8 protein-coding genes and 1 tRNA gene are annotated in these 15016 nt (G+C 60.1%); 8 read left to right on the top strand and 1 reads right to left on the bottom strand.

Features of this window, described 5'->3' with window-relative positions:
* Positions 1–11: 11 nt before the first annotated feature.
* Positions 12–722 (top strand): response regulator, encoded by a 711-nt coding sequence (locus H9646_RS04750; protein WP_191722176.1) that lies wholly within the window; start codon positions 12–14, stop codon positions 720–722.
* Between the two features lie 97 nt (positions 723–819).
* Positions 820–895 (top strand) — tRNA-Phe (locus H9646_RS04755).
* An 863-nt stretch (positions 896–1758) separates the two neighbouring features.
* Here H9646_RS04755 and H9646_RS04760 read toward each other — a convergent pair.
* On the bottom strand, positions 1759–2160 hold the full coding sequence (locus H9646_RS04760; RefSeq protein ID WP_191722177.1) for a Rid family hydrolase: 402 nt from the start codon (positions 2158–2160) through the stop codon (positions 1759–1761).
* Positions 2161–3167: 1007 nt separating this feature from the next.
* On the opposite strand from H9646_RS04760, the gene H9646_RS04765 reads away from it, so the two are divergent.
* The 6 genes from H9646_RS04765 (at position 3168) to recD (ending at position 14999) form a co-directional block, all read left to right on the top strand.
* Positions 3168–3476, top strand: coding sequence for a DUF3649 domain-containing protein (locus H9646_RS04765; protein WP_191722178.1), 309 nt, complete (start codon positions 3168–3170; stop codon positions 3474–3476).
* A complete protein-coding gene (locus H9646_RS04770) occupies positions 3473–5161 on the top strand; it encodes a PepSY-associated TM helix domain-containing protein (RefSeq protein ID WP_191722179.1) in 1689 nt (562 codons plus the stop codon). The genes H9646_RS04765 and H9646_RS04770 overlap by 4 nt, the downstream gene beginning before the upstream one ends.
* Positions 5158–5499: a DUF3325 domain-containing protein gene (locus H9646_RS04775; protein WP_191722180.1), complete on the top strand. Its 342-nt coding sequence runs from the start codon at positions 5158–5160 to the stop codon at positions 5497–5499. Before H9646_RS04770 ends, H9646_RS04775 begins: the two co-directional genes overlap by 4 nt.
* A gap of 193 nt (positions 5500–5692) precedes the next feature.
* Positions 5693–9241 carry an exodeoxyribonuclease V subunit gamma gene (recC, locus tag H9646_RS04780; RefSeq protein WP_191722181.1) on the top strand — a complete coding sequence of 1183 codons (3549 nt, stop codon included), beginning with the start codon at positions 5693–5695 and terminating at the stop codon, positions 9239–9241.
* Positions 9238–12921, top strand: coding sequence for an exodeoxyribonuclease V subunit beta (recB, locus tag H9646_RS04785; RefSeq protein ID WP_191722182.1), 3684 nt, complete (start codon positions 9238–9240; stop codon positions 12919–12921). The genes recC and recB overlap by 4 nt, the downstream gene beginning before the upstream one ends.
* The gene (gene recD / locus H9646_RS04790) at positions 12918–14999 is read left to right on the top strand and encodes an exodeoxyribonuclease V subunit alpha (protein ID WP_191722183.1); all 2082 of its coding nucleotides are present in this window, start codon (positions 12918–12920) and stop codon (positions 14997–14999) included. The genes recB and recD overlap by 4 nt, the downstream gene beginning before the upstream one ends.
* The last annotated feature ends 17 nt before the right edge of the window (positions 15000–15016 follow it).

Below are 15016 nucleotides of genomic sequence, written 5' to 3' on the forward strand. Positions count from 1 at the left end.
TTTCGAAACTCATGGCAAACATACTGGTGGTGGATGACGAACTGGGCATCCGAGATCTCTTATCTGAGATTTTGAATGATGAAGGGCACAGCGTGGAGCTGGCAGCCAATGCCACGCAAGCGCGCGTGGCCCGCAATGGCGGCATATTTGATTTGGTGTTGCTGGACATCTGGATGCCCGATACCGATGGCGTATCACTCCTGAAAGAGTGGGCGGCTTCGGGCCAATTGACGATGCCAGTGATCATGATGAGTGGCCACGCCACCATTGATACGGCTGTTGAAGCAACGCGGATTGGCGCGTTGTCATTTTTGGAAAAGCCCGTCACCATGCAAAAACTGCTCAAAGCGGTGGAGCATGGTTTGGCAAAAAATGCCAGCACCCCTGCGGCCAAACCTGCGGTCGCATCCATTGGCATGCCTTCCGCGGGAGCTGCGCATGTGAACGATACGGTGGGCAGCATCAATGATGTGGGTGTTCGTCCGCTGGCAAGCTTGCGCAATCAGGCAGACAGCATGCCGGACGCGCACCAGGACTTTGATCTTGATCGCCCCCTGCGTGAAGCACGTGACGGGTTTGAAAAGGCTTACTTTGAGTTCCATCTGGCCCGCGAGGGTGGCTCCATGACCCGCGTGGCTGAAAAAACTGGATTAGAGCGTACCCACCTGTATCGCAAGCTGCGCCAATTGGGCGTGGACTTGGGGCGCAGCCGCCGTGGATAAGAAATTTTGAAAAATTTTCGGAATTTTCTTTGAAGGCTTAAAAGTGTGCCTATAATCATGGCTTCGGCACAACGACAGACTACTCTGAAGTTGCAAAGGCCCGGTAGCTCAGTTGGTAGAGCAGCGGATTGAAAATCCGCGTGTCGGCGGTTCGATCCCGTCCCAGGCCACCAAATACGATTCCACTGGAGTCCGGTGGAATCAAAAAGCCCTAAGTTTTCATAAGCTTAGGGCTTTTTTGTTTCTATCGTAGGTCGCAAAAGTTCATAGGCTTCCACGCAATCGTGCAGTAACTTTTGCAGTAGCTCGTGCGAAACGGCTTCTAGGCCAAAAAAGTTACTGCATTTCCCTCTGTAGGCAAGGCAGGCGGTTACTGCACACCACCGTCTCAGGCCTGGCGAGTGGAGGGTGGGCGCCAAGGGCAATCTCTGCGCTCACTTCTGGTCAGCACGCCCAAGTTGGCCCCCAGCTCCTTCTTAACCCCCTGAGTGTTGGTCGGCACAGCCTGCACACCTGGCCAAAGCCACTTCTGGGCACACCAATCTTTATTTAAGCCTCTTAGGCGACGCACGCAGCAGGCAGAGAGTGCGGCTCGAATTACCCGCTCCAGGGTTCTTTGGGCAAGGGCCCGTGGCCTTGAGTCACCCAAGCCCTTCAGGTTCATCGCCAAACACTGGGCAAGCGCGTCTCGAATGGTCTGCATCCACAAATTCATGCGTTTGCCACGCCGCTCTCTGCGACACGGCTAGCCCTTGGCATAACGTCAAGCCCACCAACAAGAAAGCATGGTCAGCCCCGTCGTTTGCAATGCGCTCGGCTAACGTTCTTCGGTCTTATGCTCTTTTTTCGGGAGATTCTGCGAGAAAACTCAAGAAAACAATAATAAGCTGTTGATGTATAAGTATTAATTTGATCCCGTTCAACCGTGGGAACAAGCGGCTTGGGAGAGGGATGGAAGCAAAATATTCCTCAAACGACAGCTCATCGGCTTTAAGACTCAATCGCCGATGAATATGTGTCGCTTGAGGGGGTCTCACTAGCCAGTGACAGCCTGTGCCTCAATCTCTATGAGCCAGTCTGAAACTGCAAGTCCAGACACTAGTACCCAAGAAGATGCGGGTAGTGCTTCTCCGAACGCATCAAGCAGTGCTCTTGAAATGTCATTTTGAGACTGCTGATTGCTCGCGTCTGCTCTGATATATAGCCTGAGCATCGTCACATCGCTGAGACTGGCAGGCACTTGTGCCAACAACTTTTCAATGCTTTTTAAACATTGGGTAGCTTGCTCATACATGCCCGTACTATGCAAAGACTGGTCTGAGTTGGCTGCAACTTGCCCTGATAAGAAGATGTGATTTTTCCCTGTTGATACAACTGCTTGACTGAATCCGTACTGGGTGCTGTTGAATAAAAAATCTGGATTGATTCTTTTGTGCATGAATGTTTACACCAATGTGTAATGCCTTAGTTGAGACTGTTTTCCGTTCAGCTGCTCCATGAGTTAAGTCATGGTTGCCGGGGTTAACGCCTGTTGAATGGCCGTTGTCGCCTGTTTGCAGCTCGTTAATGGTATGCCACCCTGCAAATATGCGGGTATGCAGCAGCAGAAAATGGCCTCCTGAAGAAGCCCCTTTATCTCATCCACGAGAGCTGCAGGTGCTCAAGCATTCACCTGTGAGGGAGCAGTTACTTGGCGTTGGCTCTCTCCGCCTGGGTGATGGCCGCAATTTGTTGGTTCATGTGAGCTGCGTGGCAGTGATCGCACCAAACTGGGCCGTGGCCTGCTTTTTGCGGGGTGATGAACCCACAGACTCAGCGCTGGGTGCTTGCAGTGGCGCGCTGCCCACGTACACCGTGCGTGACACGGAATCACCAAAAGAGAGGTTGGTTTCTGGGGCGTACCCAGCGAGAGGGTTTTGTGCCCACCATGGATGGCGCAGTAGAGTCGCCAGTCGTGGGCGCCGCCTTTGACGGAAAGCAGCAACCAAAGATTCTGGCTGCCTGTTGAGCGCTTGCGCGGGTCGCCGGGCTTGACTCCGCCAATGGCGTTGTCAGGCAGGGGGTAAATTGGAAATGCAGTAACTTTCGCAGTAGCTACTCCAGCTCAGAGTCCCTTGTTCAGTATTCATGCGGTCTGGCAGGAATGATCCGATCTCGCCCGAGCCACCAGAATCTAAGCCCCAGATCAACAATGATCAGGGGCTTTTCAGCTTGTGATTTTGATATCTGCTGCCCGTAAAGCTTGCGTAAAGCATCGTGAGGACTTTGTTGGATGGCTAGGCAAGCGGGATGTATAACTTTAGAATAAGAATAATTATCATTTATAACATTCTGGGAGCTCGCAGGTATGCGAAACAATCGGAACTCCAGCACGCCTTGCGCAGGTGATCGCTGGTTTTTTTGTGTCTGCGCATCGTTGGAGGCGCGATGAGCAAGCAGGCTGCAATGTCGCACAACGCTTCGCTCGTGCGCTATCGCTTGGCGGTGGCTTCTCGCGTGCTGGCGGCTTTTGGTGGGGGCTACGGTTTGAGTGCAGTATTTGCTGCCGCCTGTGGACTAGTGTGCGTGCGCTGGCTGGGTGTGACAAGGGCCGATGCGGTGACGCTGTCGACCATGCTGTCATTCGTGGTCTTTACCGTGGCGGTGCTGTGGGCTTTTGCCTGTAGCAGTAGTCGAAAGGCATGGCTGGGCATTGTGGTGCCCGCAGCAGTTCTGGGTGTGTGCACCTGGGCTTTGTACGGAGGCCAAGCATGAGAGTGGATGGAAAACCTGAAGGCTTGCGCCAGTCCATGTCTTGGCTGCATACATGGAGCGGTCTGCTGCTGGGGTGGCTGCTTTACGCCGTGTTCTTTACGGGGACGTTGAGCTATTTTGTCGATGAGATCAATGACTGGATGCGGCCAGAGCTGCATGTGTCTGTGGCACAGGCCGACACCGCCGAGAAAGCCATGGCTGGCATGCAAAAGCTTGCCCCAGACGCCAGCAGCTGGAGCATCAACCTGCCTGATGAACGCCATACGGCCGTTGAGGTGTCGTGGCGTCCCAAAGGGGCTGCACAGGGGCGCGAAGGAACGAAGCGTGCGCAACTGGATGCATCAACGGGGGATGTAATTGCGGTGCGTGAGACACGTGGGGGCAGCTTTCTGTATCGCTTCCACTTTGAGCTGTATGCCATGCCGCGCGTCTGGGGGCGGTGGATAGTGGGCATTGCCACGTTTGTGATGCTGGTGGCCATCATCAGCGGTGTGATCACACACAAGAAGATTTTTACGGATTTCTTCACTTTCCGTCCGCGCAAGGGACAGCGGTCGTGGCTGGATGCGCACAACGCCACAGCAGTGCTGGCCTTGCCGTTTCACATTGTCATTACCTTTAGTGGCTTGTTGCTGCTCATGACCATGCTGATGCCCTGGGGGGCCTACGCGGTTTATGACGGTGAGCCACAGCGCTTTAATGCAGAGCGCAGAGGCATGCAGGCGGCCCCGGCACAACAAGGCGGGCCGCAGCAAGCTGCGCGTGAAGGCCGGGGTGAGGGCCGTGAGCGCAAAGCGGCTGAGCCTCAGGCCATGGCTCCGATTGGCCCCATGCTGCAGTTGGCGCAGGCGCATTGGCAAGGTGGGGCGGTGGGCAGTATCTCCGTACAAAACCCCAACACACAGCGTGCGAGCGTTGAATTGCGCGCAGAAAGGGCCGATAGCCTGCTGCTGGGCCGTGCAGGCAGCCAGAAGGTGGTGCTGGACGGGGTGACGGGTACGCTGAAAGAGACACCAGAGGCGCGGCAGCCCTCCGCTGCGATGGCGGTGATGAACAGCATGGTCAGCCTGCACCTGGGGCGTTTTGCGGGGCCTGCGGTGCGCTGGCTGCTGTTTCTGTCGGGGCTGGTGGGCACTTGCATGGCGGCCACAGGGCTGGTGCTGTGGGTGGTGAAGCGCCAGCCTGATCGACGCAAGCTGGGCTACACGCCCAAGGGGCACAGGCTGGTGGAGGTGCTGAACGTGGCGGCCATTGCGGGGCTGTCTGTCGCGGTGGCAGGGTACTTCTGGCTGAATCGCTTGCTTCCTGTGGGGCTTGAGGCGCGCAGCAACGCAGAGATCAATGGCTTTTTTGCGATCTGGCTGGCTTGCCTGGTGCACGCCGCGTTGCGTCCACATGCCAAGGCATGGCTGGAGCAAATGGCGGTGGCGGCGCTGGCGTTTGCCTTGCTGCCGTTGCTCAATGTATGGACAGGTGGCGCAGGGCTGTGGCTGACCTTGGCACACAGTCAGTGGAGCGTGGCTGGATTTGATTTGATGATGCTGGCACTCGGGCTGGTGCATGCCGCTGTGGTGATCAAGCTGTGGCAGCGCAGAAAAAAATCGGATGCCGTAGCGGTGTCCGCTGTGCGCCAGGGTGTGGCATCGCAAAAAACCGTGCTGCAGGCACCGGAGAGTCAAGCATGAGCGCGTGGATTGCATTGTTGCTGGCAGTGCCCGCGTTTGCGGCACTGAGCCAGGCCATGGAGCGCCATGGCGCGCAAGCGCGCAGTGGCCTGCCTTGCGCCCGCGTTTTATGGGGCTGGCGTGCAGCGGGCGTACTGCTGCTGCTCATGTCGCTGGCCGCGTGCCTGCACGCGTGGGGCACGTCTGTGGCAGTGGCCGCGTGGCTGGGTGTGCTGACGTTTGCTGCGCTGGCTGTGGCACTGGTGCTGACTTATGCAGAGAACCGTCTGCGTGCCATAGCGTGGTGCAGCTTGGTTCTAGCCATCTTGGCAATGGTGGCAAGTGGGTGGCTGCATTGATGTAAAAATGAGCGCCTATCGCTTGTGTATAGGATGTTTCAGATACTTTTAATGCTGAAATTGGCTTTGCGTATACGTTGGCAGCTCATTTATTTAAATCTCTCCTGACTGTATTACGCTTGCTTGCTCATCATGAGCCACCGCAGTCTTGCGGACTTGATACCAGCAACGACATCCACAGGGAGAGGCTTCTTTGGCAAGCTCAATCGCACCGGGCCTTGTGGCCTTGCACGGCAACTGCACCGAAACACTGGCTGACACGCTGATGGCGTGGATGCAAGCCCATCCCCTGGAGCCGCTGGAGCAAGAAACCGTGCTGGTGCAAAGCAATGGCACGGCTGAGTGGTTCAAGATGCGCATGGCAGAACAACTGGGAGTGTGCGCTGCCGCCAAGGTGGAGCTGCCTGCGCGCTTTATCTGGCGCACCTACCGACAGGTGCTGGGCAAGCACGAGGTGCCACCGTCTTCTCCGCTCGAAAAAATACCGCTGACCTGGCGCCTGATGCGCTTGCTGCCCGCATGTCTGCATGCGCCAGCTTTTGCCCCGATTGCCAATTTTTTGCGCCCAGGCGAGCCTGAGCGTCTGCTGCAGCTGGCAGAGCGCCTGGCGGACTTGTTTGACCAGTACCAGATTTACCGCAGCGACTGGCTGGATGCCTGGCAAGCCGGGCGCGACGTGCTGCCCCAGACCGGCAAGCCAGATCAGACCATCCCCGCTGGCCAGATGTGGCAGCCCCAGCTGTGGCGTGCGGTGCTGGCTGACCTGACGGAGTCTGAAAAAGCCGCTACACGCACGGCACTGCAAGCTTTGGTGTTGCAGCGCCTGCGCGAAACTGCACCGGGTGCGCTGGTCACCCCCCGGCGGGTGGTGCTGTTCGGGCTGAGCCATGTGCCCTTGGCCATGCTGGGGTTTATGGATGCGCTGTCGCGCCACTCACAGGTGGTGCTGGCAGTACCCAACCCCTGCCGGTACCACTGGGCGGATGCGATTGATGGGCGCGATCTGCTGCGCATGCAGCGTCGGCGCCAGCCTCTTAAAAATGGCCAGGATCTGGCGGCGGTACCGCTGGAATCCATGCACACCCATGCACACCCGCTGCTGGCGGCCTGGGGCCGGCAAAGCCGTGACTATGTGCGCTTGCTCGACGCGTTTGACACCACGCTGGAAACTGCCAACGCTTCGATCTGGCCGCGTGTAGATTTGTTCGACGATACCCCTGCCGATCAAGGCACGCTGCTGCAGCAGGTGCAGCGCAGCATGCGCGATTTGTTGCCGCTCAGTGAGCATCCGCGTACCACCCAGCCTGGTCACCACATTCCTGCCAGTGATGGATCCATCGTTTTTCACAGCACCCACAGTCTGGTGCGTGAGCTGGAGGTGCTGCACGACCAGTTGCTGCACATGCTGGCACAACCGGCCGCTGCGGGGCAGGTGCCGCTGCAGCCGCGCGATGTGATCGTCATGCTGCCCGATATCGAGAAAGCGGCACCGTCAATTCGTGCGGTGTTTGGCCAGTATGGTCGCACCGATGCCCGCTACATTCCCTTTGATATTGCCGACCTGAGCGCCCGCGCCGCCAGCCCCATGGTGGTGGCGCTGCAATGGCTGCTGTGTCTGCCCCAGCAGCGCTGCCGCCTGAGTGAACTGTGTGACCTGATGGATGTACCTGCCATTGCCGCACGTTTTGGGCTGGCGGCGCAAGATGTGCCGCAGCTGACGCAGTGGATGGCGGGCGCAGGCATTCGCTGGGGCTTGAACAGTCAGCAGCGCGAAAGTCTGGGGTTGGGCAGTTGTGGCGAGCACAACAGCGCCTGGTTTGGCTTGCGACGTATGTTGCTGGGCTATGCCAGCGGCAGCCGCAGCGTGCAGACAGAGGCAGGCCTGCAGCAGGCCGCAGCATGGGGAGAGATTGAGCCTTATGACGAGGTCGGCGGGCTGGATGCGCAACTGGCAGGTGTGCTGGCTGCTGTACTGGAGCGCTTGATGCACTGGTGGAATGAGGCGTTGCAGGAGGCGGTGCCCGATGTCTGGGCGCAGCGATTGCGTCAGTTGGCACAGGACATGTTTGACCCGCAAGATGAGGTCGAGCAAGCCTTGCTCGATGGGTTGGAGCAATCCTTGTCACGCTGGCAGAGCGCTTGTGAGGAGGCCGCCTACGCCCAGCCCATTCCTTTGGCGGTGGCGCAAGAAGCGTGGCTGCAAGCGCTGGAGCAGCCTTCGCTGGAGCAGCGTTTTCGCGCCGGTGGCGTGACTTTTGCCACCCCCATGCCCATGCGCGCCATTCCGTTTGAGGTGGTGTGTCTGCTGGGTATGAACGATGGGGACTATCCCCGCCGTGCAGCACGCAATGACTTTGATTTGATGCAGCAAAGCGGCCAGTACCGCCCCGGCGACCGTGCCCGCCGTGACCACGATCGCCAACTGATGCTGGATGCCGTGCTCTCTGCGCGGCGCACGCTCTACATCAGCTGGGCGGGCCACCATGTGCGCGACAACAGCGAGCAGCCTGCGTCGGTGCTGGTCTCGCAACTGCGCGAGTATCTGGCTGCTGGCTGGCGCGGCGAGCAGGACTTGCTGCAAGAGCGCACGTGGAGCTATCCACTGCAGCCTTTCAGCCGCCGTTATTTTGAGGTGGGTGCACCGCTCACCACTTACGCCAGCGAATGGCGTGCTGCCCATGCACAGGCCTTGCAAAATGCGCCCGTGCCCGAGATGCCCGCCTTTGTTCCTGATCCGCAAGTGCCTTTGACCGTGGCGCAGCTGACCGCCTTTGTGCGCAACCCTGCCAAGGCGTTTTTCCGTGAACGCCTGAGCGTGCACTTTGAGCAAGATGACAGCGTCGTGGACGATGACGAAGTGTTTCAGCTCGATGGCCTGCAAGCCTATGGGCTGGTGCAAGAGCTGCAGCAGCAATTTGTCGCGGACTGGGAGGGCTATGGTGCACCCAGACACCCGAACACGCAGTACATCGATGGCGATGCCACGGCGCAGTTGCTGCAGGCCCGCATCCAAAGTCTGCAGCGTGCAGGACGCCTGCCATTGGCGGGACTGGGCGAGCGTGAGGCACAGCAGTTGCAAGCTACCCTGCTGCCGGGTTTGCGCACATGGCAGCAGCTGCGCACGGACTACCCCCTGCCTGCCGAGCGCCAGCGCCTGCACTTCACACACCAGAACGTTGTGCTGCAAGACTGGCTCGATCAGCTGTGGTTGCCGTCTGCGCAGTCGGCGGGCGTGCTGCCCATCTGGTTGTTGATAGACCCGCGCGATGTGCTCGACGCCAAGCGCCAGCCCCGGCGCGATCGGTTGCTGCCCGTGTATATCCGCAGCCTAGTGGCCGCGGCATGCGGCGCTGAGGTGCAAGGCATGGTGGTGGGGCGTGATGCCTGTCTGCACGTACAGCCGATGGATGAGGCCGAGGCGCGCAGTACCTTGCAGACCTTGCTGCAGCTGTGGGTCCAGGGCCATGACCAGCCTTTGCCACTGCCTGCCAAAACCGGGCTGGCACTGGCAATGTCTGATCTGAATGCTGCCGTCAGTGCCTACGAGGGCGGCTTTAAACACCGTGGAGAGTGTGAAGACATGAGCTGGCAGCGCCTGTTCCCTGATTACGCCGCCTTGGCTGAAGACGGTCAGCTTGAACCGTTGGCACAGTCCGTGTATGCCCCGATGCATGCCTGGTGTGCCAGCAGCCTCGCGGTGGTGGACTGGACGCAAGATCTGGCGCAAGGAGCTCCGGCATGAGTGAGCGCCAGATTCTGGATGCGGCCAGCTTTCCGCTGCATGGCAGCCGCCTGATTGAAGCCAGTGCGGGCACCGGCAAGACCTGGACGATTGCCGCGCTGTACCTGCGCCTGGTGCTGGGCCATGGGGACGCCAACGGTTTTGGCAGGGCCTTGATGCCCTCTGATATTTTGGTGATGACCTTCACACGTGCAGCCACGCGGGAGCTGTCAGACCGCATTCGGGCGCGGCTGGTGGAGGCCGTGGCCTGCTTTCGGGGCCAGCAGGCCGTGGCCACGCACGACAGTTTCTTGCAAGCACTGATCCACGCCTACCCTGAAGGTGTGCAGCGCGAGCAGGCCGCATGGCGCTTGGCGATGGCGGCGGAGTGCATGGACGATGCTGCCATTTTCACCATCGACGCATGGTGCCAGCGCATGTTGCGTGAGCATGCATTTGACAGCGGTAATTTGTTTGATGAAGTGCTCGAGAGCGACGAAAGTCAGCGTTTGCTGGATGCCTGCCATGACTACTGGCGCCAGCAGTGCTACCCCTTGAATGGTGCGCAGCTGGAGGTGGTGCTGGATGTCTGGAACGGTGTGTCGGCGTTGCTGCAAGACATGCAGGCCCTGGGCCGTGACAGCGTGGATGTACAGCACGGCGCAGGCAGCTTGGCGCAGTGCGTACAGCAAGCGCAGCAAACCCACGAGGGTACGCTGCAGACCTTGTCACAAGGCTGGGCGGACAAGGCGCAACGCCTGCAGCATTGGCTGGATGCACAACTGGATGGGCAGGCCTACCTGTGGGACAAGCGCAAGCTGCAGCCCGCGCGCTATACCGGATGGCTGCAGGCGCTGGGCGCATGGGCGCAAGACCCGCTGAACACGCCCCTGGCGCTGACAGAAGCTGCACGCCATCGCCTGAGCCCGCAAGGCATGGCCGAAGCCTGCAAAGGCTCCACCATGGACGTGCTGTTGCCTACCGAATTTTCCGAGCTGCAGCAGTTGCTGCAAGAGCTGGACCGTCTGCCGCCATCTTCTGTTGCCATTCGTCTGCACGCGGCGGCACAAGTGCAGGCCCGTATGCAGTGGCTCAAACGTCAGGCCGGCACCTTCGGTTTTGCCGATATGTTGCAACGTCTGGATGTGGCACTGTCATCAGAGAATGCGGCCAATTTGCGCAGCAGCATCCTGGCGCAATACCCGGTGGCGCTGATTGATGAATTCCAGGACACCTCGCCGCTGCAATACCGCTTGTTTGACCGTATTTACAGCACCGCTGACAACCACCCGGAAAGTGCGTTGCTGCTGATTGGCGACCCCAAGCAATCTATTTATGGCTTTCGAGGGGCTGATATTTACAGCTACCTGCGCGCCCGTCAGGCCACGCAGGGCAGGCACTATGTGCTGGATGTGAATTACCGTTCCACGCATGCAATGGTGCAGTCGGTGAACCAGTGGTTTGCGCAGGCAGAAGTCCGGCCGGGGCAGGGCGCTTTCATGTTCCGCAAGCAGCAAGAGGGAGCAAGCACCAACCCCTTGCCGTTCGACCCTGTGCGTGCTCATGGCCGCAAAGAGCAACTGGTGCACCAGGGGCAAGTGGTGCCCGCGATGCACGTACTGTGGCATGACGCAGAGGGCGAGCCGGTGAGCAGTGAGTTGCTGCGCCAGCACATGGCGCAGGCATGTGCCCAGCAGGTGGTGCAGTGGCTCAATGATCCCGATGTGGGATTTGCACAAGACGGTCAGGCTTTGCAGCGTTTGCGCCCACGCGATATGGCGGTACTGGTGCGCACAGGGCGTGAGGCTGCAGCTGTGCGCCATCAGTTGCAGCGCCGTGGCGTGGCTTCTGTCTATTTGTCTGACCAGGAATCAGTATTTGGTAGCGACGAAGCACAGGACTTGTTGCTGTGGCTGCGTGCGGTTGCATCCCCCCTGGATGTGCCGGTTGTGCGCGCCGCACTTGCAACACGCATGATGGGCTTGAGCCTGCCCGAGTTGGCCTGGCTGGCCGCCAATGACGAAGCCTTTGACAGCTACAGCGAGCAATTGCGACACTTGCACGGGGTATGGCAGCGACAGGGAGTGCTGGCCATGCTGCGCCAGAGCTTGCACCGTATGCAGCTACCCGCCCGCTGGCTGGCGGACATGGGCGGCGAGCGCCGTCTGACCAACGTCCTGCACTTGGCGGAGTTGCTGCAAAACGCCAGTGCCACACTGGAAGGCGAGCAAGCGCTGATTCGCTGGCTGGCCACGCAGATTGAAGACCCGGGTGCCGGTGTCGAAGAGCAGATCGTGCGGCTGGAAAGTGATGCCGATCTGGTGAAAGTGGTGACCGTACACAAGAGCAAGGGTTTGGAATACCCCGTGGTGTTCTTGCCGTTTGCGGCGGACTTTCGGGCCTATAGCGATGAGCTGGTGCGCTTGCCACAGGCGGATGGCAGCAAGCTTTTGAAGCTCAACGCCAGCGAGCAAGACAAGCAACTGGCAGATGCCGAGCGCCTGCGCGAAGATTTGCGGCTGTTCTATGTGGCACTGACGCGCCCGCGTCACACCTTGTGGCTGGGATTGGGCGCACTGCGCAAAGGCAGTTCCAGCCGCTGTGTGAACCACCAGGGGGCCAGCGGCTATTTGCTCAATGGTGGTGAACAAGCGCCAGCCAGCACGTGGTGGAGTGCGCTGCAGGCACTGGCGGGGCAATGCCCGCAGATGTCGCTGCAGCGCTTGGAGCTGCCGGTAGACAGCACCAGGCTGCTTGCCCGAGACCAGGCGACACCGTTGCATATGCCGGCCGCTTATGACGGCGAATTTGATCGCAGCTGGGGCATTGGCAGCTTTACGGCCTTGGTGCGCGGAGCCAGCAGCAAAGCCAGCGCAGTGCTGCCTGTGGCAGCCTTGCGCCCGGCCGATGATGAGCGCATGGCGCTGGAGCTGCTGCCTGCCAAACCCAGCTTGCTGAAAGCACAGGCCGATGCACCCGTGTGGCACCGCTTTAAACGAGGAGAGCTGGTGGGCAACTTCATCCACGACCAGCTGGAGTGGCTGGAAGGTGAAGACTTTGCCCTGTCTGCGGACGGCCAGGGCCCGTTGGCGCAGCGTTTGCTGCGCCGCTGTGAGCATGCGGGCCGTGGCGATGAAGCGCAAGACGTGGTGACATGGCTGTCTGCGGTGGTTCACCACCCATTGCCTGTCATCGACTGCAGCCTGGCGCAGATCACCACACGCTTGGCGGAGATGGAGTTTTGGCTGCCACTGGCGCAACTACCCGCTGCGCGGGTGGATGCCTTGTGCCATGCCTTTATCCTGCCCGGCCAAACCCGGCCTGCCCTGCCGCAGCGCAGCCTGCACGGCATGCTCATGGGGTTTGCAGACCTGGTGTTTGAGCACCAAGGCCGGTACTGGGTGATGGATTACAAAACCAATCATCTGGGTGTGGATGCCGCAGCCTATACCGACGCAGCCCTGGCGCAAGCCATGCTGCAGCACCGGTATGACGTACAGGCTGCCTTGTACATGCTGGCACTGCACCGATTGCTGCAAAGCCGCATGGGCGCAGCCTATGCCCCCGATGAGCACCTGGGGGGAGCGCTCTACTTCTTTTTGCGAGGCATGGATGGTGCCGCGCATGCCATACACACCGTACCGCCTGTACTGCCTTTGCTGCAGGCCCTGGAAGATTTGTTGCAAGAGGTGAGTGCATGATCCGCAAGCGCGCGCGAGATACCGATACGCTGGATTTGTTTGCCGCTGCAGTGGAGCAGGCACAAACCCTTTGCACAGCCGATACGCTGGATTTACTGCGCCACTGGGCAGATGCCGGTGTGCTGCGTCGGCTGGATGTGGCGCTGGCAGCATGGGTGCACGAGCAAGATCCACATATCGCACCCTGTGCTGTGGTGGCGGTCACGCTGCTGGCACACATGGAAGGGCGTGGTTACAGCTGCCTGCCTCTGGCCGATCTGGTGCATACCCCGAATGCAGTGCTGGGCTGGGAGGCGCAAGAGCTGCCGGCATTGCAGGCACTGTGGACGCAATTGCCATTACGTTTGGACGATTGGTTGCAGGCCTTGCAAGCCAGTGCCCTGGTGCGTGACGTGGGGTTGCAGGCTGACCATGCACAGCCTTTGGTGCTGGCCGCATCGGGTACGCCACAGCCGCTGCTGTACCTGCGCCGCTACTGGGACTATGAGCGCATGGTGGCAGCGCACATTCTGCAGCGCAGTCAGGCACCCACCGTGGCACTGGATGAACCTTCGGCACGGCAGTGGCTGGACAAGTTTTTTCCAGCCACACCAGATGCTTGTAACTGGCAGAAGGTGGCATGTGCCTTGGCGCTGCGCGGGCATTTTTCGGTCATTACGGGTGGCCCTGGTACCGGTAAAACCTACACTGCGGCCCGGTTGCTGGCCTTGCTGTTTGCCACTACGCCGAATGCCGATCAGCTGCGCGTGGCACTGGCGGCGCCCACGGGCAAAGCGGCGGCAAGGCTGAAGCAGTCGATTGAATCTGCTTTGCAGCACTTGCAGGTCAGCGTGGGCTCCGCGCTGAATCTGCCTGCGCTGGTGCAACGCGTGGGGGCAGCACGTACCTTGCATTCACTGCTGGGCGCACGCCCTGGCACGCGGCACTGGGGCTACCACGCAGGGCGACCGCTGGATGTGGATGTGCTGATCGTGGATGAGGCCTCCATGGTGCATCTGGAGATGATGTCCGCACTGCTGGAGGCGTTGCCTCCCAATGCGCGGCTGATTTTGCTGGGCGACAAAGACCAGCTGGCATCGGTGGAGGCGGGGGCAGTTTTGGGTGACCTGTGCCGCGACGCAGCGGCTGGGCGCTATGGCACGGCCACGCTGGGTTTTGTGGAGCGCGTGGCTGGTGAAACGATTCCGCAGAGTTTTCATGCACTGGGCGCCGCCCCTGCGTTGGCGCAACACACGGTAATGCTGCGTGCCAGCCGCCGTTTTGATGGGCCGATTGCAGCCCTGGCCATGGCGGTGAACGCAGGCGATGCGGCAGACAGCCTGCAAGTGCTGCAAGACGATGTGACGCAACACGGAGAACGCGCGCGCATTGCGCTGCGCCAGGACGGATACCTGCCCGCAGTGCATGCACTGGCTTTGCTAGGGCGCGGTGATGCTCCGGGCTATGGGGCCTATGTGGAGGCATTGCAACGCTGGGCGGATGTGAAAAACGGTGCAGAGATAGAGGCGGTCCACCACCGCTGGGTGTGCGATGTGTTGCAGGCGTTTGACCGCTTTCGCTTGCTGTGTGCGGTGCGTGAAGGTGCGTGGGGCGTGGCAGGCCTGAACCAGTCCATTGTCAGTGCCTTGCGTGCGCAAGGCGTGATTGCGCCAGAAGGGGAGTGGTACGCGGGGCGTCCTGTGATGGTCATGCGCAACGATGCCGCACTGGGTGTGTTCAACGGTGACATCGGCATGGCCTTGCCCAGTGCGGCGGCTGGCAATCCTTTGCGGGTGTATTTCCTGCAGGGCGATGACTTGCGCTCTGTGAGCGTGGCGCGTCTGGCGCATGTTGAGACGGCCTTTGCCATGACGGTGCACAAAAGCCAAGGCTCCGAGTTTGAACATACGGCGCTGGTGCTGTCTGCACATGCGGGCGGCGTGCTTGGGCGTGAACTGGTCTATACCGGTATCACCCGGGCACGGGAGCATTTCACGCTGATGGCGGAGCGCCCCGGATTGCTGAGCACCGCCATTGCCAGCCCGACGCGCCGTGCCAGCGGGCTGCTGCGATTCCTGCAAGGGGAGTTGCACTCCTGAAATGAGCGCTTCCAGTT

Origin of the sequence: Comamonas avium (assembly GCF_014836675.1) — a bacterium.
Taxonomy (GTDB): Bacteria; Pseudomonadota; Gammaproteobacteria; order Burkholderiales; family Burkholderiaceae_C; genus Comamonas; species Comamonas avium.

Bases quoted from the DNA above. Each gene is read 5' to 3' on its own strand.
- H9646_RS04750 (WP_191722176.1), top strand. From the start codon at position 12: ATGGCAAACATACTGGTGGTGGATGACGAACTGGGCATCCGAGATCTC.
- H9646_RS04760 (WP_191722177.1), bottom strand. From the start codon at position 2,160: ATGCACAAAAGAATCAATCCAGATTTTTTATTCAACAGCACCCAGTAC.
- H9646_RS04765 (WP_191722178.1), top strand. From the start codon at position 3,168: ATGTCGCACAACGCTTCGCTCGTGCGCTATCGCTTGGCGGTGGCTTCT.
- H9646_RS04770 (WP_191722179.1), top strand. From the start codon at position 3,473: ATGAGAGTGGATGGAAAACCTGAAGGCTTGCGCCAGTCCATGTCTTGG.
- H9646_RS04775 (WP_191722180.1), top strand. From the start codon at position 5,158: ATGAGCGCGTGGATTGCATTGTTGCTGGCAGTGCCCGCGTTTGCGGCA.
- recB (WP_191722182.1), top strand. From the start codon at position 9,238: ATGAGTGAGCGCCAGATTCTGGATGCGGCCAGCTTTCCGCTGCATGGC.
- recD (WP_191722183.1), top strand. From the start codon at position 12,918: ATGATCCGCAAGCGCGCGCGAGATACCGATACGCTGGATTTGTTTGCC.